The sequence below is a fragment of the Bacillus sp. LR_5 genome (assembly GCF_042709275.1).
Window position 1 is genome coordinate 15,437 of record NZ_JAVAXX010000033.1, and the last position, 23,109, is coordinate 38,545.

Consider the following 23,109-nt stretch of genomic DNA (forward strand, 5'->3'; position numbering starts at 1 on the left):
GGTTTGTCTCTTTTTTTACAATGAAAACCCATTTAAAAACGGATTTTGATCCTGCTCTGTCTGCACGTCTGTTTCAGGGCCATGGCCGCTTAACACCAACGTGTGCTCCGGCAGCGTTAGCAGTTTTTCATGAATGGACGTCAGCAGCGTCTCTTGATCGCCGCCTATTAAATCAGTACGCCCTATGCCGCCTTGAAACAGGACATCACCGGAGATCACCAAGTCTGCATCCTTCACGTAGTAAGAAACACTGCCTGGCGAATGTCCCGGCGTAAATAATGTTTCTAAATGAAACGGTCCGATATTCAGCTCACCGTCTCCTTCAATCAGATGATCTGCAGGCTTAGCTGTGATTTCTATCCCTCGCAGCATGCCGGAGCCGTTTAAAGAGGCATCCGTAAGCCAATTCTTTTCATTCTGATGCAAGTAAACAGGGATATCCCATTTTTCTCTCACTTCATCAAGTGCCCCTATATGGTCAAAATGGGCATGTGTAAGCAAAATGGCTAAAGGCGTCAACCCTTTTTCTTTTATGTATTGATTGATTTTATTTCCTTCGCCGCCCGGATCAAAAATCAGGCATTGATCATCATTGATGAGAAAATATGCGTTCGCTTGAATCGGCCCTACTGGCATTCGTCTCCATTTCACTTATATCACCTCTTTCTTTTTTATGTTCCTATTATGAGGGTTTTTGAAAAAAGATTCAATCAATCGCAATGAAAACGCTATCGACAAACCTATAAAAAACAGGTAGAATAAAAATGGAAAGAATTGCAGGTTTTTCAATGTAAAGGGGGCTGCGTAATGTTACTTGTCGTGATTTTCGGCCTTGTCGCTCTTTTCGCTTTATGGGGAGTCTTGCGTTCTGTTAAAAATAGAAATATACTTGGATTTTTATTGGCCGGAGCCACCTTATTTGTCTTTGGCTGGTTTACCGTGATGACCGTGATAAACAGCGGCTATCCAACTGCACATTAAAACCTGTATCCGATCGGATACAGGTTTATTTTTATTGCTGTAAATGTTTATTGACACTTTCAATTTTGCTTTCAAGCGTCGTTTTTTTGTCACGCCTGTCATCGATGCGGATGTTCGTTGCCACTCTGTTCAGCCCTTTTTGAAACGGCGCTTCGTGAATAGCCTGAATGACTGTGAAAAGGTCACTGAGTTCTCCCTCGATCAGCGTATTCATCGGTGTCAGCTGGTATTTGATTTTCCCTTCAGCTTTATACCCTTCTAAAATCTTTTGCACATCGGCCACGTAAGCACTTACACTAGGTGTTTCCGTACCAATTGGGATAATGGTTACATCTGCGATAGCCATCGTTATTCCATCTCCTTTTGATCAATGATGAGTTGCTTCATTTCATGTGATTTCAATAAAATGATCTGCTCAAAATGAAAGCCGTATAACGCATATTCCCCGTTCGGAGATATTTGAATCGGCTCCATTTCCGGCAGAGAGAAAAGATCTTTTGCCTTTCCCGATGCCACATTGACAGCTGCGAGCTTATATGCATCGCCGCTTTCTTTAAACGTATAAAACAAGCCTTTTGCTTCATCATAGTCATACTCCATTGGAGCCAAACTTGTATATTTCGTTTGGAGCGGCCATTCCGCTGTAACTGGCGATTTTGTTTGCGGCGTTTTAAACTGATACGTCCCTTTTTCTCCGGAAGCTGGTTTGACAGTAAAACTCATTTGATGAAAAGAATCAAAGAAGAGAACGTCATCATCGAGCTTCTGTTCCGCTTTGGAGGCTGTATCGAATGTATATAAAGGCCCTGACTTATCGTCTCTTCCCTCTTTTATATAATCAAATGTGTTTTTGGATGTCCAATGAATAAACGGAACCTGTATTGGACTTAAGGAAGTCTCATCTTTTTTAGCATCCACCTGATATGTATGGAAATCCCAGTTTTCAGTGAATACCGTGACCATCATTTGATAAGGATCATATTGATTCCAAGCAGCCTCAAGTTCATACGTTTCGTAATCTTTTTGGTAAAGCGTCTCTCCTTTTGCATTAAGCAAAACAACTGCCGTCTTTTGGCTGTGTGTGATTTGCAGCAGAATCATCTGCTTCCTCGGATTAATTTGAACATCAACGATTTGACCATCCGTTTGATAAAGCTTTTTCGCTTTGCCGGTAAAGATGCGGTACGCAAAAAGCTCCGTTTTCGTCGGATCAGACGCGGTATATAAAATTGTACTGTTATTAAGCCATCCTTCCATTCCATCCGCTTTTTCCGCGGAAAGCGGTATGATGTCTTTTTCCTCATCTTTTGCCGCCGCTGCCTGTTTTTGCTGCTGATGAGATGGTTCGCATGCCGATAAACTAAACAGCAATGCCGACAACAGAATGAAACAAACTGATCTCATCAGCCTTCCCCTCCGATCATCCTTATTGTCTCATATTTACTTCGGCAGAAAAAAGAAAAAGTTTCAGTTACTCATGAAAAAATAACGCCCTCCACAAAATGCCGTTTGTGGCGTTATAAATATGTGAAAACTGCTGAAACGGCAAAGGATTTTGGCCTTTTCCAAGTTCCACCGTATATCCTTCTTTAAAATAATGGTGAATAAACCAATCGCGAAATCCCGCATAGCTGTCTATATCCCGTATTCCTTTATAAATGTTCCCGCTTAACTTCTCAAAATCCTTTATGACAGCAGCAGATTCTTCAGGCTCAAGGCCTTTATAGCCCCAATAAATTTCTTCCCCCTGAGTATGGAGAGCCAGCAGTCTGTCAGGCGGATTCTCCGTTATCAGCCGGTACATCGCGATGGATTCCGGCTCCGTGAGTGGAGAGATTCCCGGAAAATCGCGGTAGCTGGGTGCTGTAGGTTTGCGGTATTTTTCAATTTCCCATAGTGACGGAAATTGTTTATTTAAATCGACTCCGTTTATGTTTGCCTTCCATTCATTAAAATTCGGACGATGATCATTTAGCCTTTCAAGCTCATCTTTCCTGGCTCCCATGCCTTCTGATCCGTTCAAGACAAGATCAACGCCATCCGGATTAACAAGAGGTACGAGAGACAAGGATGTGCTGCTGAACAGCTTCATGGGAGAAAAGCCAAAAAAAGGCGAGTTGCAGCATAATGATATACAGTATTCCTTAAACCATTTCAGCAGGACAGATGTTGTGATCCACTCATTCGCATGAAATGAGGCGTTCATATGAACCTTTTTTGCGGCATGCCCCCCGCCAGTTTTTAGCTCCCAGATTGGCCTGCCGAGTACAGAACGGCCGATTTCCCGGCATGAGACAAACGGAAACACATCAATGATCTTCTTTATTTCCTTTTCAACAGCTGAAGCATCATAGATTTTTTCTTGCTCCACCCAGTTATCAGAAAGGTCCAGCTGCCGAGGCTGTAAAAAGCTCTTTATGTCCTGAATGGTTTGAAGCTCTTTATCGTTATACTCTTCTATAAGATAACCAGGACAATACAATTGATGTTTCTGTGCGGATCGATTTGAACTTCTAAGCAATTCCTCGTCTATCTTCAGTTCTCTCGCCACTCTGGCCAAATTGTGCTTGATCTCAGGTTTCACCGTAATAAACGCCATCATCATCCTCCTTTTTTGTTACTATATGACAGCGTATTAAAAAAAAGAAAGCCTCCCGCCACTTTGATGCGGGAGACATTGTGATTACGATGCCTGATCAAGCATTTGTTCTTCTTTTCGTTTTGACGAATTGTCCAGCCTTTTCTGATCATAAAATCGTAACAAATCCCCATAAATGATTTCATCAGAAAGTGATAGCTCCTGTTTTGCTTTATCAGCAAATGCTTCACATTGTTTTGCCTCTTTTAGCGGCTTTCCTGTCTCTTTGTCATAACAAGCACCATCTGTATAAACAACCTGATCCGTAATAAAGCTCCCGTCCCGTAGTACCGTAAAGTCTAGTTTTTCATCTGAAAGCAGATCGTTTCCGAATTGAATGTGATCTTTCGTATCAATTCCTAAAAGATTTATCAGCGTCGGCCTGATATCAATCTGCCCGCCTACTGTTTCAATGGTTTGCGGCTTTTTATCGGTAATACCGGGAATATGAATGACAAGCGGCACTTTTTGGAGCTGCACTTCTTCAAATGGTGTAATCTCTTTCCCTAAAAATTGCCCCATCGCTTCATTATGGTTTTCCGATATCCCATAATGGTCACCGTATAATACGATAATAGAGTTGTCGTATAACCCGTCTTCTTTCAGCTTTTCGATAAACCGTTTCAGCGCCTCATCCTGATAGCGCACTGTCGGGAAATATTTATTTAGCGTCTGGCTGCTTGAATCATATTCATCAATCAATTGATCCTCTTCATCTAGATCAAACGGGAAGTGGTTCGTCAGTGTGATCAGCCTCGAGTAAAACGGCTGAGGCAAATTTTTCATCAGCTCTGAAGACTGCTCAAAAAATTCTTTATCCTTCAGCCCCCAGCCGACAGAATTTTTATCAGTTACGTCATACGAGTTAATATCAAAAAACGAATCATATCCAAATGAGTCGTACATTAAATCACGATTCCAAAAGCTTTTATTATTCGCGTGAAGCACCGCTGAATAATAGCCGCTGTTTTTCAAAATCTCAGGTGTGGCCATGTATTGATTGCCCGCATTTGTAAAAAACACGGCACCTCGTCCAAGCGGATACAGTGAATTGTCCACGATGAATTCTGAATCCGATGTTTTCCCCTGGCCGGTTTGGTGGTAAACATTATTGAAGTTGTAGCTCTGTTTTATAAAATCATTCAGAAAAGGCGTGATTTCTTCACCATTCATCTTTTCATTAATCACAAAGCTTTGCGTCGACTCTAAGGATACGAGAATGACGTTTCTTCCTTTTGCAGCGCCGAATAAGCTTTTGTTGGCATCTTTCGCATTAGCGGTTACGTAGTTTTCAATTTCCGTCAGGCTGTTGCTGTCAGCCAAGGCCCTTTGTGCGGACTGTTTTGACTGAAGAACACCGTCGTAAATATGAAAATTAAACAGGCTGATGTTTTTAACAAGCATTTCCCTGTCAAATGAGCGTGTCAATAGCTGAGGTCTTTCCGCTTCAGACAGGCCTAAATTGAAGAAATAAACAGAAGCAACAAACAGAAAATATGCCGCCCGTTCATTTTTCGTGGAAGGAATGTCCGATTGAAAAGCTTTTTGCCGGATGTGAAGCCATATTAAAACCGCAATATCTACAGCCAATAGGAGGTCTGTCGGCTCAAGAAGTGTTCCGATGCTGCTTCCGAGATCACCCATATTGCTCGTTTGAAAAAGGACAGGGATCGTTAAGAAATCATTGTAAAATCGGTAAAAAACCATATTAGCCAGCAATACAAACGTAACAAGACAGCTCATCGCGATAATGTAGCGATTTCTGCTTTTGCCTTTTAAAAACAGGCTGAAGCCAAAGATGAGCAGCAAAAAGCTCAATGGGTTGATAAACAAAATAAATTCCTGCGTTAGATTGTCGATTTTAATATGAAAACTGGTTTTGTAAACAGCATACGTTTTCAGCCACATCAATAAAATGGCAATCAGCATAAATGAAATCTTCGAAAAAAACGTTTTTCGCATTTCAACCTCCTATGCAGCACGCTCAAAAAATCAGTCTATTCCCAACATTCTCATTAACACATCAAATTAAATCTTAACCTGAACATAACGAAAAATCAATTTCATTTACACAATTTTAACAATTTTGGTGTTTCAGCCATTCATTTTTAGCGATCCAAGCGCCTCCGATAACGCCGGCATCATTTCCAAGTGCTGCGATTGAAATATCAGCCGCTTCGGCTGCCCGCGGAAACGCACATTTGCGGAATGTTTTCTCGACTTTGGATCTCAGCAGTTCTCCGGCTCTTGAAACACCGCCGCCAAGAACGATTTTTGATGGATTAAGCGAGCTTGCCAAATTTCCCAGCACCACACCAAGATGCTTGGTCACATAATCAACCACTTCAAGGGCAATTTCGTCATTTTCACCCGCCGCTTCAAATACATCCCGCGCTGACAATTGTTCAGTTGCTTTTAAACGTGTCGTCTGCTTAGCTTTTGCAATTTTCTCTTTTGCAATTCTTACAATTCCGGTTGCCGACGCAATCGTTTCGATACAGCCCGTTTTGCCGCAGTTGCAAGGCGCTCCGCCTTCAGGAATGCTACAAATATGGCCGATTTCCCCGCCGGCGCCATTTATGCCATGTACAATTTCACCATTTGCAATGATGCCGCCGCCAACTCCTGTGCCAAGCGTCACGAGAATGACGTCTTTCGCGCCATCACCCGCTCCCTTCCACATTTCCCCGAGCGCAGCAATATTTGCGTCATTTTCTATAACAGCCGGGATTCCGGTTTCTGTCTCGAGATGGTTTTTTAAAGCATAGTTTTTCCACCCCAGATTTACCGTTTCATAAACGACTCCTGCCGCCATATCTACAGGGCCTGGTGCGCCCATTCCGATGTATTTGATGATATGCTTCGGTTTTTGCAGTTCATCCAGCTTACTGTCGATTGTTTTTGCAATTGTAACGGTAATGGTGTCGCCGCTTTTATCAGTCGGGACTTCCCACTTATGCTGAATTTCACCATATTGATTAATAAAAGCGAGTTTAATTGTCGTTCCTCCCAGATCAATGCCCGCAAACCATATTTCGTCCATTTTTATCACCTTAGCCTTTACATCAATCTCTTCCGTTTTTTTGTTTGTTCCAATTCTTTTCGAAGGACCGCTACCGCTTTGGCCCACTGCTCCTTCTCGATCATGTGATTCATGTATAATTCCTTTAATTCGTCTAGCATAAACTCAATTTCAAGCTCTCTGTCCCCAAAGTAAACAATGTGGCCAAACGTTTTTAAAAGCTGCTGCACATCATAAAATGTATTCATTTTCCTCACCATTCTTGATCTTAACTATCATAAGCGTATTCATATGGAAGCGGCCAGTCAAGAAGAAAACGCTGACAAAAAAGCCAGCCTCCTTACCATCTTCCATTACTAAGATTCTTTATTATTTTCAATTTGCTGCTGCAGCTCCTTGTAGCGCTGCTCCTTCGGCTTCAGTTTTACAGCCGACCTGATGGCCTTTTCTGCTTGAGCAAGCTCATTTTTTTCCGCATACAATAAGGCTAAATTGTAATATGAGGCATGGTCTTTAGGTTCTTTTTTCACTGCTCGTTCCAAAAGGGAAACCGCCTGATCATATTCGCCGATTTGAATATCAGAAACAGCTAGAATTTTCAAAAGATCGACAGAGGCATCTTTTTGCTCTGCTTCTCCGTTCAGCAATTCTGTTACTTCTTCATACTTTCCTTCCTGATACAGCTCATTTGCCTGCTGAATCAGCGCTGACTCCTGGTGTGAAGGCGAATGCAATCCGTAATATAAAAATCCGGCCGCCAAAGCAATCAGCAAAACCGCTGATAACAATCTTTTTCCTAAGGCTCCGCCTTTGGGCAACCCCAGTGCTGCAGCAGCGAAAAAGCCGCCAATCAAGCCGCCAATATGTCCCGAATTGTCTATATTCGAAACCGCAAAACCAAAGCCAAGGTTGATGATAATGATGACAATAATATTGGTTCCAATGGTTCTTAAAAACATTTTCCGATTTGACAAAGCTACATACAACAATGCGCCTAAGCATCCGAATATGGCTCCTGAAGCGCCCGCTGAAGGATAGGGACTGAACACAAAGCTCGCGATTGAACCTATAATGCCAGCCGCCAAATAAATCAGCAGAAATCTGCCCGATCCGTACATCCGTTCAACCGCTGTACCAACTGACCATAAAGCAAGCGTATTAAAGGCTAAATGCGTTATGCCGATATGAAGCACAATCGGAGTCAGAAGCCGCCACCATTCTCCGGCTGCAATCAGACTGTTTTCCTTTGCTCCAAAAGCGACCAGTGTCTCCGTATTTGTGCTGCCCCCGTTTATTTCAAGCAAGAAAAACATTAAGACCTGAAACGCGATGAATAAATATGTAAAGATTGGTTTTCCGTTTTGAAAAACCGCCGCTTCATTTTTTCTCTTTTCTTCTTGTTTCAATACGAGCGAAAGGAAGCGTTCTCTCGCCATTTGCACGTCTTCAAATGAATTACGGGCTTCTGTGCATTCTTCTGCAGGAAATGATGGAAAAACAGCTTGAAGATCATCATGAAGCATCGTTCCCCTCACGACCGCCGGCTCAACTGACACAGTTCCGTTCTCAAAGGGCTTTTCGGCAATCTCTTCCCAGTCATCAACAGGGGCTTCCGCTGAAAAAAATACATTCAGCAGCTTCATCTTGCGTCTGCCAAGTTGCTTTCTGACTCGTTCTACCCGCTCAGCCTGCTCTTCGATATCTCTTTCCATTTCTTGACGGAAATCAAGGTCATGCTTATAAAGGCGAACCAGATCATGAGAGGACTTGTCCGGTGCTTCCAGCCATATTTCATCTGACTCACCGGCTTGTATGACGCCATACCCGCTTTTCACTAGGTGCGCCGCGATTTTCCAATATGTATACTCCAGCAAATACATGTTTACCGCTCCAATGGTTTTTTCTCATTATAACAGCTGGCTCTCCGAACGCCTACTGAAAGCAAAAAATCCCGTTTTTCACGGGATTTTAGAAAGCTTGCTGTATAAATTTATTACGGATAAACGGAATTCTTAAAAAGAAATGGATAAAAGACCGCCTGATTCCTGGCTGGCTGAGTACGGTATTCATAAGACGGTAGCGATTTTGATAAAACATGACGGCAGAAACAGCGAAAATGGCATAAATCATAATTTTTTTCATTATATCCCTCCTGCCAATAGGGTTTGTCATTCTTTCTTATTTATTCTTAAATAAGGAGCAGGAAAGTTATGAAAAACAAGAAATGATCTGATCCTCTGTTATCAGCTTATGTACTGGGATGTCATGCGGCTGACGGGGAACGTGCGCAAACAACTGGCACTCCAAAAGCAAAGAGACTGTCTTCCCTTTATAATCGCTTAAAAAACGGTCATAATAACCGCCGCCAAAACCGATCCTAAACCCGTCAGTATCAAAACAAACACCCGGAACGACTATCAAGTCAATTTGCGAGGGTTTCACTTCTTTTGTTTTTTCAATCATCGGCTCAAGAAGTCCGGCGTAAACGGTTTCGAGCTGATCATCGGTCTGATATGTGCGGAATTGCATTTTCTTCGTACCAGGGTCGCATTTTGGAATACAAACTTGCTTTCCTTCTTTCCAAGCCTGCTCAATAACTGGACGCGTCGGTATTTCCAGCCCTCTGGAGATGGTGACGGCAATGGTGCTGGCATTTTGCCACCCCGGCAGTGAAAACAAATGCTTGTACATACGTGCTGTTTTTTGAATAAGATCTTCACTTGATACAGCAGATAGTGCTTCCATCGTCTTTTTTCTTAATTGTGATTTCATCTCTCATCCCCCTCGGAATAGAAAAAAAGCCAGAACCTTTTTCAAAGCTCTGGCTTTTTTCTCACACCTCAAACAGCTAGGCTGTTATTTTGTTTCACGGTGTAACGTAGATTTTTTATCACGTGGGCAATATTTTTTAAATTCAACGCGGTCTGGATTGTTGCGTTTGTTCTTTTTAGAAATATAGTTACGCTCACCACATTCAGTGCAAGCCAAAGTAATATTAACGCGCATTATTTTCCCTCCAAACTAAAATCATTTACTTATTCAGACTTATATATAATACCACTATAATGGACGGAATGCTAGGCTGTTTTTCAATGAATTGCTGAATTATTGATGATACGCTCATAAAGCTGTAAATATGATTCCGTAATGAGCCGGGGATGGTGGAGTTTGATCACCTGTTGTCTGCCGGCTTCTTTTATCCGGCGGGCTTTTTCCCGGTCTTTTAACAACCTGTCCAGTAGATCAGCCGCTTCCTGTGCGTGCATAAAATCAACGGCGATTGCCGTTTTGTCATGAAAGGCATAGTCACAAAAGCCGCCCGACTGAGAAACGGCAGTCAGCACACCTTGTTCCATGCTTTCTTGCGCGGCAAGCCCAAACGGTTCATAAAAACTAGGGAAAACAGCCATTTCACAGCGAGACAAAAATGCTCTGAGATCCCTTCTATGCAGAAACGGCAGGAACATGATATGTTCCTTCAGGTTCAATGCCGCAGCCATTTTCTCATAGGAGGACAGAGAAGGCCCTTCCCCAGCCAGCACTAAATGCAAATCAGGCTGGCGCTGCCTCAAGATAGCAAACACCTTTAACAGCTGAGAAAACCCTTTTTCCGGAACAAACCTACCAAATGAAAATAGGAACCTTTTATTCATACTCCGTGGAATTTGCCCCTTATCTTCCTCCATAGATGCAGGACTCGGGATAACGGTTAGTTTTTTTCGTGCTGCCTTATCAAGAGCCCGTTTCATAAAAGTGCTTAATACAATCAGTTCATCAGCGGATTCTATAAGGAGCCGTTCGGTCTGAAGTCTGTATGGATGCGGTGCTTCTTGGCACGCCTTCTTCCTTTCGCTTTCAAGACCGTGGATTGTCGCAGCAAGCGGAAGGCCAAGCCGTTGTTTCAAATCATGAGCAGCGGGGGCTGTCATGTCGTCATGGGCATGAATCAGATCAAAGCGTTTATTGCAAGATAACACATGCTGAACGATTGTAAAGTTGGCATCAGCTATAAAATCTTCAAACTGCGCATATGAAAACAGCCGCCTATTTGGAGTACAAACTGTTATATTGATATGCGGTTTTAAATAGGAAATGAGACGGTTTAAATGGACACCGAGCCCGCTTTTCGGCTCACGGGGATGTTCGAGTGAAAGCATGAGAACGTTCATCGTTCTTTTTCTCCTCTCCCATAACACGTGTAGGCAGAAAATTGCTTCTCCCACCTGATGTGCGCGTCCTCAGTCTGAAAGCTTTTTATATCACTAATCCCATTTTCAGCAAGATAGATGTCCTCTGTACCAGCGAGCTTGAGAGAGACATTCATTGAGTTAACAATTCTATATTCAGCCCGATATACAGCATCACCAGCCGCCTGTCCAATTGTCCATTCCCCTTTATGATACGTTGTGCGCTTTGTTCTGACAGCTTCGATGCCTTTTCTTTTGATGACAATGCGCAATTCTTTTATCATATCCTGCGGCTTTTCGAAAAGCACCGCTTCAGCCAGCTGCATTGTTTCTTCCGAGAGATCCCAGCACACGGTCAAGGTGTGAGCGTTTTGAATAATCATGTCGAATGTGTCCCTAAAAAAAGAAAGCTTATGTCGTATATTATAGGGAAATGGGTATTTATCCATGGACTTCTAACATTCTCCTTTCCTATCGGTCACTCAGTGTTCCTATTAAACCATTACCTAGAGAGGAAGCAAAGAAAGATTTCTCGACAAAATCTCGTTTTTTTCGCGAATTCCTTTAGAATCGATTGGTTTTATGGTATAAAAAAGAAGGATAAAAAAAGAATAGAAGGTGATGAAACGTGGAAATTGCTATTATTGCGTTGTTTATCGTCAGTATAGCGCTAATTGCATTCTCATATTCTCAAAGAGATCCGATGAAAGATGTAGAACAGGAGCTTGAAACACTCCAGCTTTCTGCGATGCAGGAAATTTACAAGCTCAAAAAGAAAATGACAGTGCTTGAGGAAGAATTACTGGAAACAAACCTTGTCATCCGCAAATCAAAGCATAGCGACATCAATCAAAAGATCGCTAAACAAATACTTTCTAAATATAATAACGGCATGTCCGCTGAAGCCATTGCTAAAGCTGAGCATGTATCAGTGGAAGACGTGAATACGATTATCAAAGATAACGAGAAGGTGCTCGTATGACAAAACGGGGCATTCAGGCATTTGCTGGCGGCATCATTTTAGCGACAGCCGTTCTTGCAGCTGTTTTTTATCTGACAGACGAAGACCAGGCCGCTGCTGTAAAAGAAACTAAAACAGTAACCGAACAAGACGTGAACAATTACCTTGATTCTAAAAAAATGGTTTCTGTTAACCGTGATGAATATCAAAAGCTTCTCGATTCAAAAGAGAAATCCTTGAACAATGACAGCAGCTCAGACACGAAAACAGACAAAGTCAAAACGTACAAGCTCACAATTAAAGACGGCATGAGCACCGCAGATGTATCTGCTATTCTTGAAAAAGAAGGCATCATTTCCTCGGCTCAAGACTTTAACGACTATGTCATTGATGCCGGCTATCACAAAGAAATCCGCGCCGGCGAGTTTAAAGTAAAATCAGACATGAGTTTCAAAAAGATCGTAAAAACGTTAACACGATAAAAAAACAGGCTGACTGTCAGCCTGTTTTTTTATCCAAACTTTCCTGTAATGTAATCAAGAGTTCTTTGATCCTGCGGGTTAGAGAACATTTTATTGGTATTGTCGCATTCAACAAGCTCGCCCATGTAAAAAAAGGCGGTTTGATCAGAAACCCGTGCTGCCTGCTGCATGTTGTGCGTGACGATGACAATGGTATATTTATTTTTCAGCTCAAGAATGAGTTCTTCAATTTTTCTCGTTGAAATTGGATCTAGAGCAGATGTCGGTTCATCCATCAGCAAAATATCAGGATTTGTCGCAAGCGCTCTGGCGATACAAAGACGCTGCTGCTGGCCGCCTGATAGCGAAAGGGCTGATGAATGCAAACGATCCTTCACCTCATCCCATAACGCCACGTCTTTTAATGACTTTTCCACAATTTCCTGAAGCTTCTTTTTATTTTTGGTGCCGTGGACTCTCGGTCCATAAGCAACATTATCAAAGATAGATTGCGGAAACGGATTCCCTTTTTGGAATACCATGCCGATATTTTTTCGTAAATCTACGATATCCACTTTACCTTTTAAAATGTTGCTGCCATTATAGTTCAGCTCACCTGCAAGTTTTACATTCGGCGTCATTTGAATCATTAAATTCAATGTTTTAATGAAGGTCGATTTCCCGCATCCTGATGGTCCGATAATCGCCGTGACCTCGTTTTCATGAATGCTCAAATTGATATTTTTCAAAGCATGATGCTGTCCATACCATAAGTTCATTCCATTGACTTGATAGACTTCCTGTTTCATTACAGCTTCGGTAGCAATACTCATTGCCGCCCTCCTATCCGAATTTCCCGTTAATATAATCCTCTGTCTTTTGCTGCTTCGGACTGGTGAAAATCTGTTCAGTCTGTCCGTATTCTACAAGCTCGCCGTTTAAAAAGAATGCCGTCCGGTCAGAAACCCGCAGAGCCTGCTGCATATTGTGCGTGACGATAATAATCGAGTATTCGCTTTTTAATTCTGTAATTAATTCCTCTATTTTTGCATTTGAAATCGGATCTAGCGCTGAAGCTGGTTCATCCAGCAGAAGAACGGCCGGCTTCATCGCAAGCGTTCTCGCGATGCATAAACGCTGCTGCTGGCCTCCCGATAACGAGAGTGCAGATGAATGCAAACGATCCTTCACCTCATCCCAGAGTGCTGCTTTTGTTAAGCTTTCTTCCACAATCTCATCTAAAACAGCTTTATTCCGCTCTCCGGCATATTTCAATGCATGTGTGATATTCGCATAGATTGATTTCGGAAAGGGATTCGGTTTTTGGAAAACCATTCCGATTTCTCTTCTTAAGCTGACAACATTAATATTGCCACCCAGTATATTTAACCCTTCATAAAGGATTTCACCTTCAGCTCTTGCAGACGGAATTAAGTCATTCATTCGGTTAATGTTTCTCAAAAAAGTAGACTTTCCGCATCCTGACGGCCCAATCAAAGCGGTCACCGCGTTCTTTTCAATATCCATATTCACATGGTGAACCGCTTGTTTAGTTCCGTAAAAAATAGATAGATCTTTCACTTCGAGCACGTGGCGCTGTTTTGGAACGAAAACAGCACGCTCTGGCTTTTCTTTTACCATTTGTACAGACATGTTTTTTCGCCTCTTTCCGTTCTAATTTGCCGTAAGCTTTTTGTAGATCATCGTGCCAAGCCATCTTGCTGCGAGATTAAACACGAGAACAGAAATCACCAGCACCGCAGAACCTCCGTTGGCAATCGCTTCAGCATCCGGAATGATTCCTTGCGTATTTACGTTCCAAATGTGAACCGCAAGTGTTTCAGCTGGCCTGAAAATATTAAGCGGCGATGTTTCAGAAAACGGGTTCCACTCCGTAAAATTAAGACGTGGCGTTGTCAGACCGGCTGTAAATAATAATGCCGCTGCTTCCCCGAACACCCTTCCTGACGCTAAAATTGCTCCTGTGATGATAGAAGGAATCGCACCTGGAATTAAAACCGTTTTTACAGTATGCCAGCGTGATACACCTAAAGCGAGAGAGGCTTCCTTCAGATCTTTAGGGACCGAACGGATCGCATCTTCTGTCACACGCACCATGACAGGAAGGTTAAAAACAGTTAACGCAAGCGCCCCGCCTATGATCGTATATCCCCAGCCTGTTAAGTTGACAAACATCAATAATCCAAACATTCCAATGACAATAGACGGAAGAGACGAAAGCACCTCTATACATGTTCTGATGAAATCAGTCACTTTGTTATTAGGTGCGTACTCAGCCATGAACACTCCGCCGCCCACACCGAGCGGGATTGTAATCAGCATCGTAATAAACAAAATATAAAAGGAGTTAAACAGCTGGTCGCGTATTCCTCCTCCAGCTGCAATGGCGCTCGATTTTGTCGTAATAAAGTCGAAGCTTAGCTGAGAAACACCGTTTATAATAATATAGGAAAACAAGCCTACTAGAATTGCAGCGATAATGGCTGCGCACAAACCAAACATTCCAGTCGCCAGTTTATCTGTTATTTTGCGGTTCATTACACTTTCCTCCTAGATGACAAGTAGCGAATCAGCAAGATGAACAAGAATGACATCACCAGAAGCACAAGCCCCATTGACCACAGCGTATTGTTTTCAACGCTGCCGTATGTGGTGTGGCCCATATTCAGCGTGATGATCGTTGTCAGTGTTCCAGCAGTGTCAAACAGGCTTTCTGGCAATACTCTTGTATTTCCAATGACCATCTGAACAGCCAAAGCTTCACCAAACGCCCGTGCCATACCAAGCACAACAGCCGTCATTAATGTTGGAAAGGCTGCAGGCACTAGTACTTTTCTGATCGTCTGCCATCTAGTCGCACCTAACGCGTAAGAACCTTCTCTTAAGCTCTTCGGAAGGGAAGCCATCGCATCAGCAGAGATCGATGTGATGGTCGGCAGAATCATGATAGAAAGGACAATTGTTCCCGCCAATAAACTGTGCCCTGTCCCGCTCGATTTGAACTGGGCGATAAATGGCACCAATACTGTAAGACCTATGAATCCATAAACAACAGATGGAATGCCGACTAAAAGCTCAATTACCGGCTGCAGCACTTTCTTTCCCCAATTCGGCGCAATTTCTGTCATGAAAATCGCACCTGCAATGCCAAGCGGCGCAGCAATGAGAGCAGAAAGAATCGTTACTGCAAATGATCCAAAAATAAATGGCAGCACTCCATATTTCGGATCAGTATCTGTAGGGTTCCAATTTAGGCTCGTTAAGAATTCAATTGGGCTTACACCATTTACAAGAAAAGATTGCAGCCCCTTAACGCCGAGGAAAATAGTGATCGCAACAGATGCCGCTATCATAATAAGCGCACAAGCTGTCACAATCATTCTTCCCCGAACTTCATCCAATTGCCGATTTTGCCTTGAGCTGATCAAACGCTCGCTCACAGACATATTTTCTCTATTGTTTATCATTGTTTTACACTCCTATGAATGTGTTAAGAGGAGAAACGGTTGTCCCCGCACTCCTCTTTGTATTAAGATCAGCTTTGCTTCCCGTTGGCATCGCGTGTCACTTTCATATCAGTAACTGGAATGTAGCCTTGGTCGGTAACAATGCTTTTTTGAATGTCTTCACTCTTTAGATAATCAAGAAATTCTTTAGCTAAATCTGTTGCTTCACCTTTTGTGTAAGAATGCTGATAAGCCCAGATCGGATACTCGCCAGTTGCAACATTTTTCGCTTCAGGTTTTACGCCGTCAATTGATAGAGCCGTTACTTTGTCATCTGTTAAATATGAGAATGCAAGATATCCAATCGCTCCCGGTGTGTCAGCAATGATCTTTTTCACTGTGTTAGAAGAATCTTCAGTAATGCCTTCTGCAGGTTCTTCTCCGTCAAGCGCATATTTCACAAATGTAGCACGTGTGCCAGAAGAATCAGGACGGTTTACAAGTGTAATCTTTTGGTCTTTGCCGCCAAGCTCTTTCCAGTTTTTGATTTTGCCAGTGAAGATTTTTTTCAATTCATCTTTTGAAATATCCTTCACTCCAGCATCAGGGTTTACAGCTGCTGCCATACCAACTACTGCGACTTGATGATCGACAAGCGCTTTTGCATCGATCCCTTCTTTTTCTTCAGCAAAAACGTCTGAATTCCCGATCTGAACAGCTCCTTCAGAGACTTGAGAAAGCCCTGTTCCAGAACCGCCGGCTTGTACTTGTATATCTGCATCAGGGTTTTCTTCCATAAATTTTTCTGCTGCTGCAAGTACCAATGGCTGCATAGCCGATGAACCAGAAATGGTTAAAGAACCTGATGCCTTTCCTTCTCCTTTTGCAGAATCGCTATTCGTTTTTTCACTTTCTCCTGCATTTCCGCATGCAGCTGCAATCATCATAAAAGCAGCCATCAGAAGCATAAGCACCAATTTGTTTTTTTTCATTTCCTGAATTCCCCCTGCGTATAATGTGTAATTTGTCCTACACGTATAGAGTAAAGGTTCTGTGTAAAAAGGGTTTGAATCGAATGTTAAGCTTTTGTAAATCAGTGCGTTTTTTTGTATAAAAAAAACGCCCACATCATGTGAGCGTTTCTTTTTAGTTATCAGAAGACGTTGTGTTTTCTGCATTCTCTTCAATTTTATCTTTATTCTTTTGCTGAGTATCTTCTTTGTCCTGTTTCGATTTCAGCTCAAAGTATTTATCCAATACCTCTCTGCCGATTTCGTTCGTAATGGTATATTTAGCGCTGTAATCAACATAAGCCCAAGGTACTACTACAGAGATCGCAATCTCAGGATTATCGGCAGGCGCATATGCAACAAGTGTCGTATTATAAGCCGCTGTTCCTGATTTTGATTTATCTGGCCCATCATAGAACGACTGTGCTGTTCCTGTTTTAGCAGCTGGTTTATAAGATGCTGAGGCAAGTTGACTGGCAGCTGTCCCCTTCGTCGCCACTCGTCTAAATCCTGCTTGAACTTCTTTAATATAATCGCTTTTCATGTCGATTTTATTCAGCACTTCTGGCTGAACGGATTGCACGACAGCACCGATTCCTTTATCAGGATTAGGTTCTCTGACTTCCTTCACAAGCTGGGGCTTTAAGCGGTAACCTCCGTTTGCAATCGTTGATACGTATTGCGCCAGTTCCAGCGGTGTATACGTATCGTACTGGCCGATCGCATAATCCAGCAAGAATCCTGTCAATCTGCTTGTTCCTTTATAGCCTGTCATTTCATTTGGAAGGTCAATCCCAGTTTTTACACCGAGTCCAAATTGACTGAAATAATTTCGGAATGTATCAAAAGCCGCAGTATCAATCGGTAAAGCTTGATGCGGTTTATATTCACCTTTACCGATTGCGATTGCAGTTTTAAACATAAATACGTTGGAAGACTGTTCTAAAGCCCTTTGAATATTAACAGGTCCCAAAGTAGTCCACGATTTTTTACCGTTTTTATCCTGGCCAATATACAATGGTTCATCCTGAAAAACTGTATTCAGGTTGATGGCACCGGTTTGCAGGCCAGTCAGAACGGTTGCACCTTTGACAGCTGACCCCATGGCATAAGATGACGTCATATTTCCTAGCGCGTAATCATCAATTTTATATTTTCCGTTTTCTGTTTTAATCTGCTTGCCCGCCATTGTCAGCACTTCACCATTTCTTGGATCCATCATGACAACGAATGCCCGGTCTAACAATTGAGTGCTTGGTCTTGCTTTAGCAGATTTGAGGTTTTTCTCAATAATTTTTTCCACTTCTTTTTGTAAATCAATATCAATCGTAAGCACGAGATCTTTACCGGCTTTGCCTTCAGAAACCGTTTTTGTTCCCGTCACATTGCCGTTTGAATCTGTGATATTTTCAACTTTTGCTTTTTGGCCCTGCAGAAGGCTTTCGTATTGGTATTCCAGATAACTTTTTCCAACCCTGTCATTTCGGCTGTAGCCAAGCGACAGATAATGGTCGAGCAAGTTGGACGGCAATCCTTCATCAGAGCTGGAAACACTTCCGAGCACTGAGCGAAGAAGGTTTTTATACGGATATTCACGTTCCCAATCGGACGTAACATCAACACCCGGCAGTTCGTCTAAATGTTCACTCACTACTGCCATTTCTTTCGCTGATACATCTTCATTTTTGATATATTGAGGGGTCAATGCATATCCTGAATCCATCTGTCTTTTGATAGCAAGGATCTGCATGTCTTTATCCGTCAGTTCATTCAGCTGCTTATCAGTAATCCGTTTTAGCTGTAGCTGATATAAATCGTCATCGGATAATTTTTTGTCTTCAACCTGCTGTCTTTCTTTAGAGGTAATCAGCTTTTTCGCTTCTTTCGGTCTAGTCAAAATCCAATAATCTTTTTTATCCCGTTCTGTTACTTTTTTTGTGTCGACTTTAATCATTTCAGACAGCTTTTTTGCAATCTTTAAACGCTGCTCTTGCGTGGTCGATTTAGATCTGGTGTATGTGATTGCATTTAAAGCCTTATTTGTCACGATGGCATTGAAGTTTCGATCATAAATTTTCCCGCGCGGCACCGCCGAGCTGACTTCACTTTGTTCCTGCTTATTAGCTTGATTTTTGTAATCATCGCCTTGCACGATCTGCTTGATGCCCAGTTCCACAATGATCCAGGTAAATATGACAAAGGCAGCCAAGAATAAAATATTCAGCCGGATCGGAAGCGACTTCTTTTTCTCTTTATGATTTTGCTTTTTTGGTTTATTTCTCCTCATAACATCACCTTTTTCTATTTACAGAAAGAAAAGACACTCAAGTAAGAGTGCCAGTTTTCATTTTAAAGGTTTTTTCGACTTTTTTCTACAGATAACCCCTTTTTGACAAAAAATTATCTTTCACCTTTTAAAAGATTCGGTTCAGTTACCCGTTTTTGGCCGTCTTCTTCCATGGTTTCATTTCCCTCTTCTTTCTCCTTAAAACGGATATCCTTGACAAAGTAATAAATCAGCGGATGTCCTACGCCCAATATAGCAAGTGCCAAAGGAATTCCCACATCCTCTTTCAGAAGGGCCACAATCAGAAGAAAACATAAAATGGAGACAATCCTGCCGGCGTTTAAAAACAATTCCCTCAGCACGATATATTCAATTCTTGCTTTTCTGGCATGCCTCGCCCGTCCTATCACATCATATGTAAGTGATACATATGGAACGAGCAAAAGTGGATAGCCGATGGCAATAAAAACGCCGTATGTCAATAATGTCGTAAAGCTCATATGAAACAGAATCAAAAACAGCGCTCCATACAGAATAAGTCCGCCCAGCAAAATCGATTTTTTTCTGTTCTTTTTCTTAATCAGCCTGGATGCAAAGTAGTAGGCAAAGAAGGAAACAGCTGAGTTGACGAGGCCAAATGTGCCGAGAGCCAGTTCGCTGTTTGTCTCAATAAATACAAATACACTGATTAAAAAGACAAAAATCCCTTCTCTCAAACCCTGAAAAAAATGCGCATTCGTAATTCTCCGCCAGTTCATATTGCTATGGCGCTCTCCAAATACTTTGCTCAGCATAAAACGGCCCTTTGATTCTCTCCGCTTTAAAAAAAAGCTCATCACGACAGCCAAGGCAAATAAACTGAGGGAGAGACTGAAAATCACTGTATAACCCGTATTATTTTCAAGCCTCGAGATAACGAATCCCGCTACAATCGGGCCGATCATTCCTGCAGAGGAAGAGAGAATACCCATAAATCCGTTGAAAAAGTCCCGCGTATCCGGCTCTGTTATTTCAAAGGTCAGCACGTTAAACGCAAGCCAATAAAAGCCATAGCCCACTCCGAGCACCGCGCCGATCAGTACAAGCCGGCTGGCCGCCGTTTCTCCGGCTAAAAGAACACTTAAATAAAAGGCAGCTAAAAAAATCACACCGAACCTTAAAATGAACACCCTGTCTATTTTTTTGGCTAACCGTCCAGCCAAAAAAAAGGTTATCGGCTGCATTATCACAATGGATAAATTATATATCGCTAAATCAATAAATTTCCCTGACTGTTTCCAAAGATACACATTAACAAATGTATTGGACAGTGCAATTCCTAGCGAATAAAGCCCGCCAATGGTCAGCAGAAAGAGTAATCCTTTGTTTACGTCTACATCGCCAATCACTTTTTTTAGTTTGCTCATTACTGACTCCCCTTTACTATCCCTTAGTCTGTCTCACTCAAACCGAGATATGTAAAAAGAAGACATAAAAAAACAAGGCCCTATATTGAGGACCTTGCTTGTGTCATTATTTTGCTTCGCTGTATAGACGAGCCACTTCGTCCCAGTTCACAACATTCCAGAACGCTGAAATGTAGTCAGGACGGCGGTTTTGATAGTTAAGGTAGTATGCATGCTCCCAAACGTCAAGACCTAAGATAGGCGTTTTGCCTTCAGAAAGCGGAGAATCTTGGTTTGGCGTGCTTGTGATCTCAAGTTTGCCGTTGTTCACAACAAGCCATGCCCAGCCAGAACCGAAGCGTCCAGCTGCTGCAGCTGCGAATTGCTCTTTGAATTTGTCAAAGCTTCCAAATACACTGTTGATCTCATCAGCAAGCGCGCCAGTCGGCTCGCCTCCGCCGTTTGGAGATAAAAGCGTCCAGAATAATTTGTGGTTCGCGTGTCCGCCGCCGTTGTTGCGGACTGCAGTGCGGATGTTTTCAGGAACAGAATTAAGATCTGCAACAAGCTCTTCAACTGATTTGTTTGCAAGAGCAGTGTTTCCTTCAACCGCTTTGTTTAAATTTGTAACGTATGTGTTGTGGTGTTTCGTATGGTGAATAGTCATAGTTTCCTTGTCGATATGCGGTTCTAAAGCATCGTACGCATAAGGTAATTCTGGAAGTTCGTAAGCCATGATAATTCCTCCTTAATATATATATGTACTGAAATGCCGCTTCACAGCGAGCCTTTCTTCATTCAATGTAACAAAAGAATGCTTGGTAATCAATGAAAATGCTCACATTTTGGCTCATTTCAGCGGACATATTTCACTTTAACCGATAATCCGCCCTATTAAACCTGCCGCCCACAATTCTTATAGGACCGTCCATAAAAAATATCCGATCATCAAAAGCTGTATGATGCCCTTTGCAATAACCCCTGTTAAAAAGCCAATGAGTGAGCCGAGACCGATTTTAAACGCTGACTTTAAGTCCTTTTGATGGACGATAAGTTCTGCACAAACCGCCCCGATAAACGGCCCTAATATGATCCCCGCAACCGGAATGACGAAAGGCCCGATTAATAAACCGATCGTGCTTCCCCATATGGCGGCTTTGCTTCCGCCGAATCTTTTTACTCCAAGCAGATTAGACACGTAATCTGCGGCGAATAATACTGCGGCAAAAACAGCTTCAATGAGCCAGAACATATAAGAATACGGACCGAACGAAAACAAAAATCCATACAATACAAAGCCAGCAACGATAAATACTACACTTGGAATAACGGGATACACCAGCCCGATAAAGGCGATGATAAATACCGCCGCAATCACCAGCCAATACAACAAATCCATGACATCCATCCTCCCTTTTTACATCCATCTTCTTCATGTCTTCCTTGTATTCACACGCAGGCAACGATACAATAAGCAACATATATTAGTATAGCTAGGAAGTGAAGATAGTGAATGTATTTCAGCTTTTCATCAAAAGTACATACTCTCCCCGTGATATTGCAAAAACAAGATTTCAAGGAATCGGAAAAGCGATTCTTTATGTATTTTTGCTCTCTGTCCTTTTTGCAATTCCAACCGCTTATTATGTAAGCTCAGGGACCGTAAAATCAATGAACGGCTTTAAAACCGTTTTAAACAAAGATTTCCCTGATTTCACAATTTCAAACGGCAAACTTCAAACGGATGAGAAAAAAGCCACGGAATCACAGGCAAATGGTTTCGTTATCGTGTTTGATCCGACAGACGCCTACGGCACCGAACAAATTGAAGCAAAGCAAAACGCGATCGGCATCCTTCAGAACAAATTTGTTTTGGCCATTGACGGACAAGCCCAAGAAATGCCTTACTCAATGATGCCGTCAGAGTTAAAGAAAAAAGATGTCATTGCAGGTTTAAATCAAAATAAAACGATGATCGTAACTGTTCTTTCGGCTCTCATTTTTCTCGTAACAGCCGCAGGAAAATTTATTGAAGTATCATTTTTAGCGCTAATCGGGGTAATCATTAAGAATTCACAGAAAAAACATCTGTCCTACCATCAGCTCTGGAAGCTTTCTGCTTATTCCATCACCCTTTCGACTGTATTCTTTACGATTATGCGAGCGTTAGAAGTGACAGTTCCAAGTGAATTTTTGCTGAACTGGTTTGTCAACTTTGTCATCCTGTTTCTTGTTTTAAAAGAGATTCCTTCCAAAAAAACTGCTGTATAATCCGAGACTGCCTTGGCAGTCTCTTTTCTTTTGTCATGAATCTAATTGGACAAGCATACTATGGTATAAAATTTCGTATGCGGGAGGAAAAGCGATGAAGCGTCTCACTTTTGTATGCAGTTTTGTTTTTATTCTTTTTATTCTTTTTTATGATCTCAAAATTGGAACAATACCCATTCAGGACCTCCCTGTCTACGAAGCATCAGCAAAAACGGCTGCACAAGAACCAGCATATAAAACAGTGAAGGTAAAGCCGGGTGATACGGTTATGTCGATTGTCGGATCAGCAGGTTCTCCAGACGACATTGTAAAGGATTTTGAAGCACTGAATCCGAATGTGAAAGCCAACGCCATTCAAGCAGGAACAGCGTACAAATTCCCGGTCTACCCTTAATTAACGTTAATTTCTTGTCAGTTCGGCGAAGACACTGTTACAATA

At 42.2% G+C, this 23,109-nt stretch carries 27 protein-coding genes; 5 read left to right on the forward strand and 22 right to left on the reverse strand.

Annotated elements, in window-relative coordinates; all coding sequences use genetic code 11:
- Positions 1-15 precede the first annotated feature (15 nt).
- The gene (locus RAC86_RS09965; RefSeq protein WP_072566547.1) at positions 16-651 is read right to left on the reverse strand and encodes an MBL fold metallo-hydrolase; all 636 of its coding nucleotides are present in this window, start codon (positions 649-651) and stop codon (positions 16-18) included.
- Positions 652-807: 156 nt separating this feature from the next.
- Between RAC86_RS09965 and RAC86_RS09970 the strand changes: the two genes are divergently transcribed.
- Complete coding sequence (locus RAC86_RS09970) at positions 808-981, forward strand: DUF2759 domain-containing protein (RefSeq protein ID WP_014114408.1); 174 nt, start codon at positions 808-810, stop codon at positions 979-981.
- 31 nt (positions 982-1,012) lie between these two features.
- Here RAC86_RS09970 and RAC86_RS09975 read toward each other — a convergent pair whose 3' ends face one another.
- The 12 genes from RAC86_RS09975 to RAC86_RS10030 all read right to left on the reverse strand — a co-directional run bounded on the left by RAC86_RS09975 (position 1,013) and on the right by RAC86_RS10030 (position 11,277).
- Positions 1,013-1,327 (reverse strand): MTH1187 family thiamine-binding protein, encoded by a 315-nt coding sequence (locus RAC86_RS09975; protein WP_072566548.1) that lies wholly within the window; start codon positions 1,325-1,327, stop codon positions 1,013-1,015.
- Positions 1,328-1,329: 2 nt separating this feature from the next.
- Positions 1,330-2,385 (reverse strand): YqgU-like beta propeller domain-containing protein, encoded by a 1,056-nt coding sequence (locus RAC86_RS09980; protein WP_072566549.1) that lies wholly within the window; start codon positions 2,383-2,385, stop codon positions 1,330-1,332.
- Positions 2,386-2,452: 67 nt separating this feature from the next.
- Complete coding sequence (locus RAC86_RS09985) at positions 2,453-3,583, reverse strand: M14 family metallopeptidase (RefSeq protein WP_072566550.1); 1,131 nt, start codon at positions 3,581-3,583, stop codon at positions 2,453-2,455.
- 81 nt (positions 3,584-3,664) lie between these two features.
- On the reverse strand, positions 3,665-5,581 hold the full coding sequence (locus tag RAC86_RS09990) for an LTA synthase family protein (protein ID WP_072566551.1): 1,917 nt from the start codon (positions 5,579-5,581) through the stop codon (positions 3,665-3,667).
- A gap of 115 nt (positions 5,582-5,696) precedes the next feature.
- The gene (gene glcK, locus RAC86_RS09995) at positions 5,697-6,662 is read right to left on the reverse strand and encodes a glucose kinase GlcK (protein ID WP_061186871.1); all 966 of its coding nucleotides are present in this window, start codon (positions 6,660-6,662) and stop codon (positions 5,697-5,699) included.
- Positions 6,663-6,679: 17 nt separating this feature from the next.
- Positions 6,680-6,889 carry a YqgQ family protein gene (locus RAC86_RS10000; protein ID WP_109491778.1) on the reverse strand — a complete coding sequence of 70 codons (210 nt, stop codon included), beginning with the start codon at positions 6,887-6,889 and terminating at the stop codon, positions 6,680-6,682.
- Positions 6,890-6,997: 108 nt separating this feature from the next.
- On the reverse strand, positions 6,998-8,521 hold the full coding sequence (gene yqgP / locus RAC86_RS10005; RefSeq protein ID WP_072566552.1) for a rhomboid protease YqgP: 1,524 nt from the start codon (positions 8,519-8,521) through the stop codon (positions 6,998-7,000).
- Positions 8,522-8,609: 88 nt separating this feature from the next.
- Entirely contained in the window at positions 8,610-8,783 is a 174-nt protein-coding gene (locus tag RAC86_RS10010; protein WP_003226278.1) for a hypothetical protein, read from the reverse strand.
- Positions 8,784-8,849: 66 nt separating this feature from the next.
- Entirely contained in the window at positions 8,850-9,413 is a 564-nt protein-coding gene (locus tag RAC86_RS10015) for a 5-formyltetrahydrofolate cyclo-ligase (RefSeq protein WP_014114417.1), read from the reverse strand.
- An 84-nt stretch (positions 9,414-9,497) separates the two neighbouring features.
- A complete protein-coding gene (gene rpmG, locus RAC86_RS10020; protein ID WP_003153056.1) occupies positions 9,498-9,647 on the reverse strand; it encodes a 50S ribosomal protein L33 in 150 nt (49 codons plus the stop codon).
- 83 nt (positions 9,648-9,730) lie between these two features.
- A complete protein-coding gene (locus tag RAC86_RS10025; protein WP_072566553.1) occupies positions 9,731-10,810 on the reverse strand; it encodes a glycosyltransferase family 4 protein in 1,080 nt (359 codons plus the stop codon).
- The gene (locus RAC86_RS10030) at positions 10,807-11,277 is read right to left on the reverse strand and encodes a hypothetical protein (protein ID WP_072181766.1); all 471 of its coding nucleotides are present in this window, start codon (positions 11,275-11,277) and stop codon (positions 10,807-10,809) included. The genes RAC86_RS10025 and RAC86_RS10030 overlap by 4 nt, the downstream gene beginning before the upstream one ends.
- 179 nt (positions 11,278-11,456) lie before the next feature.
- On the opposite strand from RAC86_RS10030, the gene RAC86_RS10035 reads away from it, so the two are divergent.
- Both RAC86_RS10035 and RAC86_RS10040 read left to right on the forward strand, forming a co-directional pair.
- Entirely contained in the window at positions 11,457-11,810 is a 354-nt protein-coding gene (locus RAC86_RS10035) for a hypothetical protein (RefSeq protein WP_003226272.1), read from the forward strand.
- Positions 11,807-12,271 (forward strand): endolytic transglycosylase MltG, encoded by a 465-nt coding sequence (locus RAC86_RS10040; RefSeq protein WP_061186866.1) that lies wholly within the window; start codon positions 11,807-11,809, stop codon positions 12,269-12,271. Before RAC86_RS10035 ends, RAC86_RS10040 begins: the two co-directional genes overlap by 4 nt.
- Before the next feature lie 29 nt (positions 12,272-12,300).
- On the opposite strand, the gene pstB (RAC86_RS10045) is transcribed toward RAC86_RS10040, so the two are convergent.
- The 9 genes from pstB (RAC86_RS10045) to RAC86_RS10085 all read right to left on the reverse strand — a co-directional run bounded on the left by pstB (RAC86_RS10045) (position 12,301) and on the right by RAC86_RS10085 (position 21,798).
- Positions 12,301-13,083, reverse strand: a complete 783-nt coding sequence (gene pstB / locus RAC86_RS10045; protein WP_041521004.1) for a phosphate ABC transporter ATP-binding protein PstB — start codon at positions 13,081-13,083, stop codon at positions 12,301-12,303.
- A gap of 10 nt (positions 13,084-13,093) precedes the next feature.
- The gene (gene pstB, locus RAC86_RS10050; protein WP_041521005.1) at positions 13,094-13,903 is read right to left on the reverse strand and encodes a phosphate ABC transporter ATP-binding protein PstB; all 810 of its coding nucleotides are present in this window, start codon (positions 13,901-13,903) and stop codon (positions 13,094-13,096) included.
- Positions 13,904-13,924: 21 nt separating this feature from the next.
- Entirely contained in the window at positions 13,925-14,809 is an 885-nt protein-coding gene (pstA, locus tag RAC86_RS10055; RefSeq protein WP_072566554.1) for a phosphate ABC transporter permease PstA, read from the reverse strand.
- Positions 14,809-15,738, reverse strand: coding sequence for a phosphate ABC transporter permease subunit PstC (gene pstC / locus RAC86_RS10060; protein WP_013308020.1), 930 nt, complete (start codon positions 15,736-15,738; stop codon positions 14,809-14,811). Before pstC ends, pstA begins: the two co-directional genes overlap by 1 nt.
- Positions 15,739-15,806: 68 nt before the next feature.
- Positions 15,807-16,709, reverse strand: a complete 903-nt coding sequence (locus RAC86_RS10065; RefSeq protein WP_014114424.1) for a phosphate ABC transporter substrate-binding protein — start codon at positions 16,707-16,709, stop codon at positions 15,807-15,809.
- Between the two features lie 154 nt (positions 16,710-16,863).
- The gene (gene pbpA / locus RAC86_RS10070) at positions 16,864-19,014 is read right to left on the reverse strand and encodes a penicillin-binding protein 2A (RefSeq protein ID WP_061186864.1); all 2,151 of its coding nucleotides are present in this window, start codon (positions 19,012-19,014) and stop codon (positions 16,864-16,866) included.
- Between the two features lie 113 nt (positions 19,015-19,127).
- Positions 19,128-20,420 carry an MFS transporter gene (locus tag RAC86_RS10075; protein ID WP_072566555.1) on the reverse strand — a complete coding sequence of 431 codons (1,293 nt, stop codon included), beginning with the start codon at positions 20,418-20,420 and terminating at the stop codon, positions 19,128-19,130.
- 106 nt (positions 20,421-20,526) lie between these two features.
- Positions 20,527-21,135 (reverse strand): superoxide dismutase SodA, encoded by a 609-nt coding sequence (gene sodA / locus RAC86_RS10080; protein WP_014114427.1) that lies wholly within the window; start codon positions 21,133-21,135, stop codon positions 20,527-20,529.
- A gap of 180 nt (positions 21,136-21,315) precedes the next feature.
- On the reverse strand, positions 21,316-21,798 hold the full coding sequence (locus RAC86_RS10085; RefSeq protein ID WP_003226254.1) for a DUF456 domain-containing protein: 483 nt from the start codon (positions 21,796-21,798) through the stop codon (positions 21,316-21,318).
- A gap of 110 nt (positions 21,799-21,908) precedes the next feature.
- On the opposite strand from RAC86_RS10085, the gene RAC86_RS10090 reads away from it, so the two are divergent.
- Together RAC86_RS10090 and RAC86_RS10095 are read left to right on the forward strand one after the other, a co-directional pair.
- Entirely contained in the window at positions 21,909-22,670 is a 762-nt protein-coding gene (locus tag RAC86_RS10090; protein WP_061186862.1) for a DUF1189 domain-containing protein, read from the forward strand.
- 94 nt (positions 22,671-22,764) lie between these two features.
- Positions 22,765-23,064: a LysM peptidoglycan-binding domain-containing protein gene (locus tag RAC86_RS10095; RefSeq protein WP_072566556.1), complete on the forward strand. Its 300-nt coding sequence runs from the start codon at positions 22,765-22,767 to the stop codon at positions 23,062-23,064.
- Positions 23,065-23,109: the final 45 nt, after the last annotated feature.

Bases quoted from the DNA above. Each gene is read 5' to 3' on its own strand.
- RAC86_RS09970 (WP_014114408.1), top strand. From the start codon at position 808: ATGTTACTTGTCGTGATTTTCGGCCTTGTCGCTCTTTTCGCTTTATGG.
- RAC86_RS09975 (WP_072566548.1), bottom strand. From the start codon at position 1,327: ATGGCTATCGCAGATGTAACCATTATCCCAATTGGTACGGAAACACCT.
- RAC86_RS09980 (WP_072566549.1), bottom strand. From the start codon at position 2,385: ATGAGATCAGTTTGTTTCATTCTGTTGTCGGCATTGCTGTTTAGTTTA.
- RAC86_RS09985 (WP_072566550.1), bottom strand. From the start codon at position 3,583: ATGATGGCGTTTATTACGGTGAAACCTGAGATCAAGCACAATTTGGCC.
- RAC86_RS09990 (WP_072566551.1), bottom strand. From the start codon at position 5,581: ATGCGAAAAACGTTTTTTTCGAAGATTTCATTTATGCTGATTGCCATT.
- glcK (WP_061186871.1), bottom strand. From the start codon at position 6,662: ATGGACGAAATATGGTTTGCGGGCATTGATCTGGGAGGAACGACAATT.
- RAC86_RS10000 (WP_109491778.1), bottom strand. From the start codon at position 6,889: ATGAATACATTTTATGATGTGCAGCAGCTTTTAAAAACGTTTGGCCAC.
- yqgP (WP_072566552.1), bottom strand. From the start codon at position 8,521: ATGTATTTGCTGGAGTATACATATTGGAAAATCGCGGCGCACCTAGTG.
- RAC86_RS10010 (WP_003226278.1), bottom strand. From the start codon at position 8,783: ATGAAAAAAATTATGATTTATGCCATTTTCGCTGTTTCTGCCGTCATG.
- RAC86_RS10015 (WP_014114417.1), bottom strand. From the start codon at position 9,413: ATGAAATCACAATTAAGAAAAAAGACGATGGAAGCACTATCTGCTGTA.
- rpmG (WP_003153056.1), bottom strand. From the start codon at position 9,647: ATGCGCGTTAATATTACTTTGGCTTGCACTGAATGTGGTGAGCGTAAC.
- RAC86_RS10025 (WP_072566553.1), bottom strand. From the start codon at position 10,810: ATGAACGTTCTCATGCTTTCACTCGAACATCCCCGTGAGCCGAAAAGC.
- RAC86_RS10030 (WP_072181766.1), bottom strand. From the start codon at position 11,277: ATGGATAAATACCCATTTCCCTATAATATACGACATAAGCTTTCTTTT.
- RAC86_RS10040 (WP_061186866.1), top strand. From the start codon at position 11,807: ATGACAAAACGGGGCATTCAGGCATTTGCTGGCGGCATCATTTTAGCG.
- pstB (WP_041521004.1), bottom strand. From the start codon at position 13,083: ATGAGTATTGCTACCGAAGCTGTAATGAAACAGGAAGTCTATCAAGTC.
- pstB (WP_041521005.1), bottom strand. From the start codon at position 13,903: ATGTCTGTACAAATGGTAAAAGAAAAGCCAGAGCGTGCTGTTTTCGTT.
- pstA (WP_072566554.1), bottom strand. From the start codon at position 14,809: ATGAACCGCAAAATAACAGATAAACTGGCGACTGGAATGTTTGGTTTG.
- pstC (WP_013308020.1), bottom strand. From the start codon at position 15,738: ATGATAAACAATAGAGAAAATATGTCTGTGAGCGAGCGTTTGATCAGC.
- RAC86_RS10065 (WP_014114424.1), bottom strand. From the start codon at position 16,709: ATGAAAAAAAACAAATTGGTGCTTATGCTTCTGATGGCTGCTTTTATG.
- pbpA (WP_061186864.1), bottom strand. From the start codon at position 19,014: ATGAGGAGAAATAAACCAAAAAAGCAAAATCATAAAGAGAAAAAGAAG.
- RAC86_RS10075 (WP_072566555.1), bottom strand. From the start codon at position 20,420: ATGAGCAAACTAAAAAAAGTGATTGGCGATGTAGACGTAAACAAAGGA.
- sodA (WP_014114427.1), bottom strand. From the start codon at position 21,135: ATGGCTTACGAACTTCCAGAATTACCTTATGCGTACGATGCTTTAGAA.
- RAC86_RS10085 (WP_003226254.1), bottom strand. From the start codon at position 21,798: ATGGATTTGTTGTATTGGCTGGTGATTGCGGCGGTATTTATCATCGCC.
- RAC86_RS10095 (WP_072566556.1), top strand. From the start codon at position 22,765: ATGAAGCGTCTCACTTTTGTATGCAGTTTTGTTTTTATTCTTTTTATT.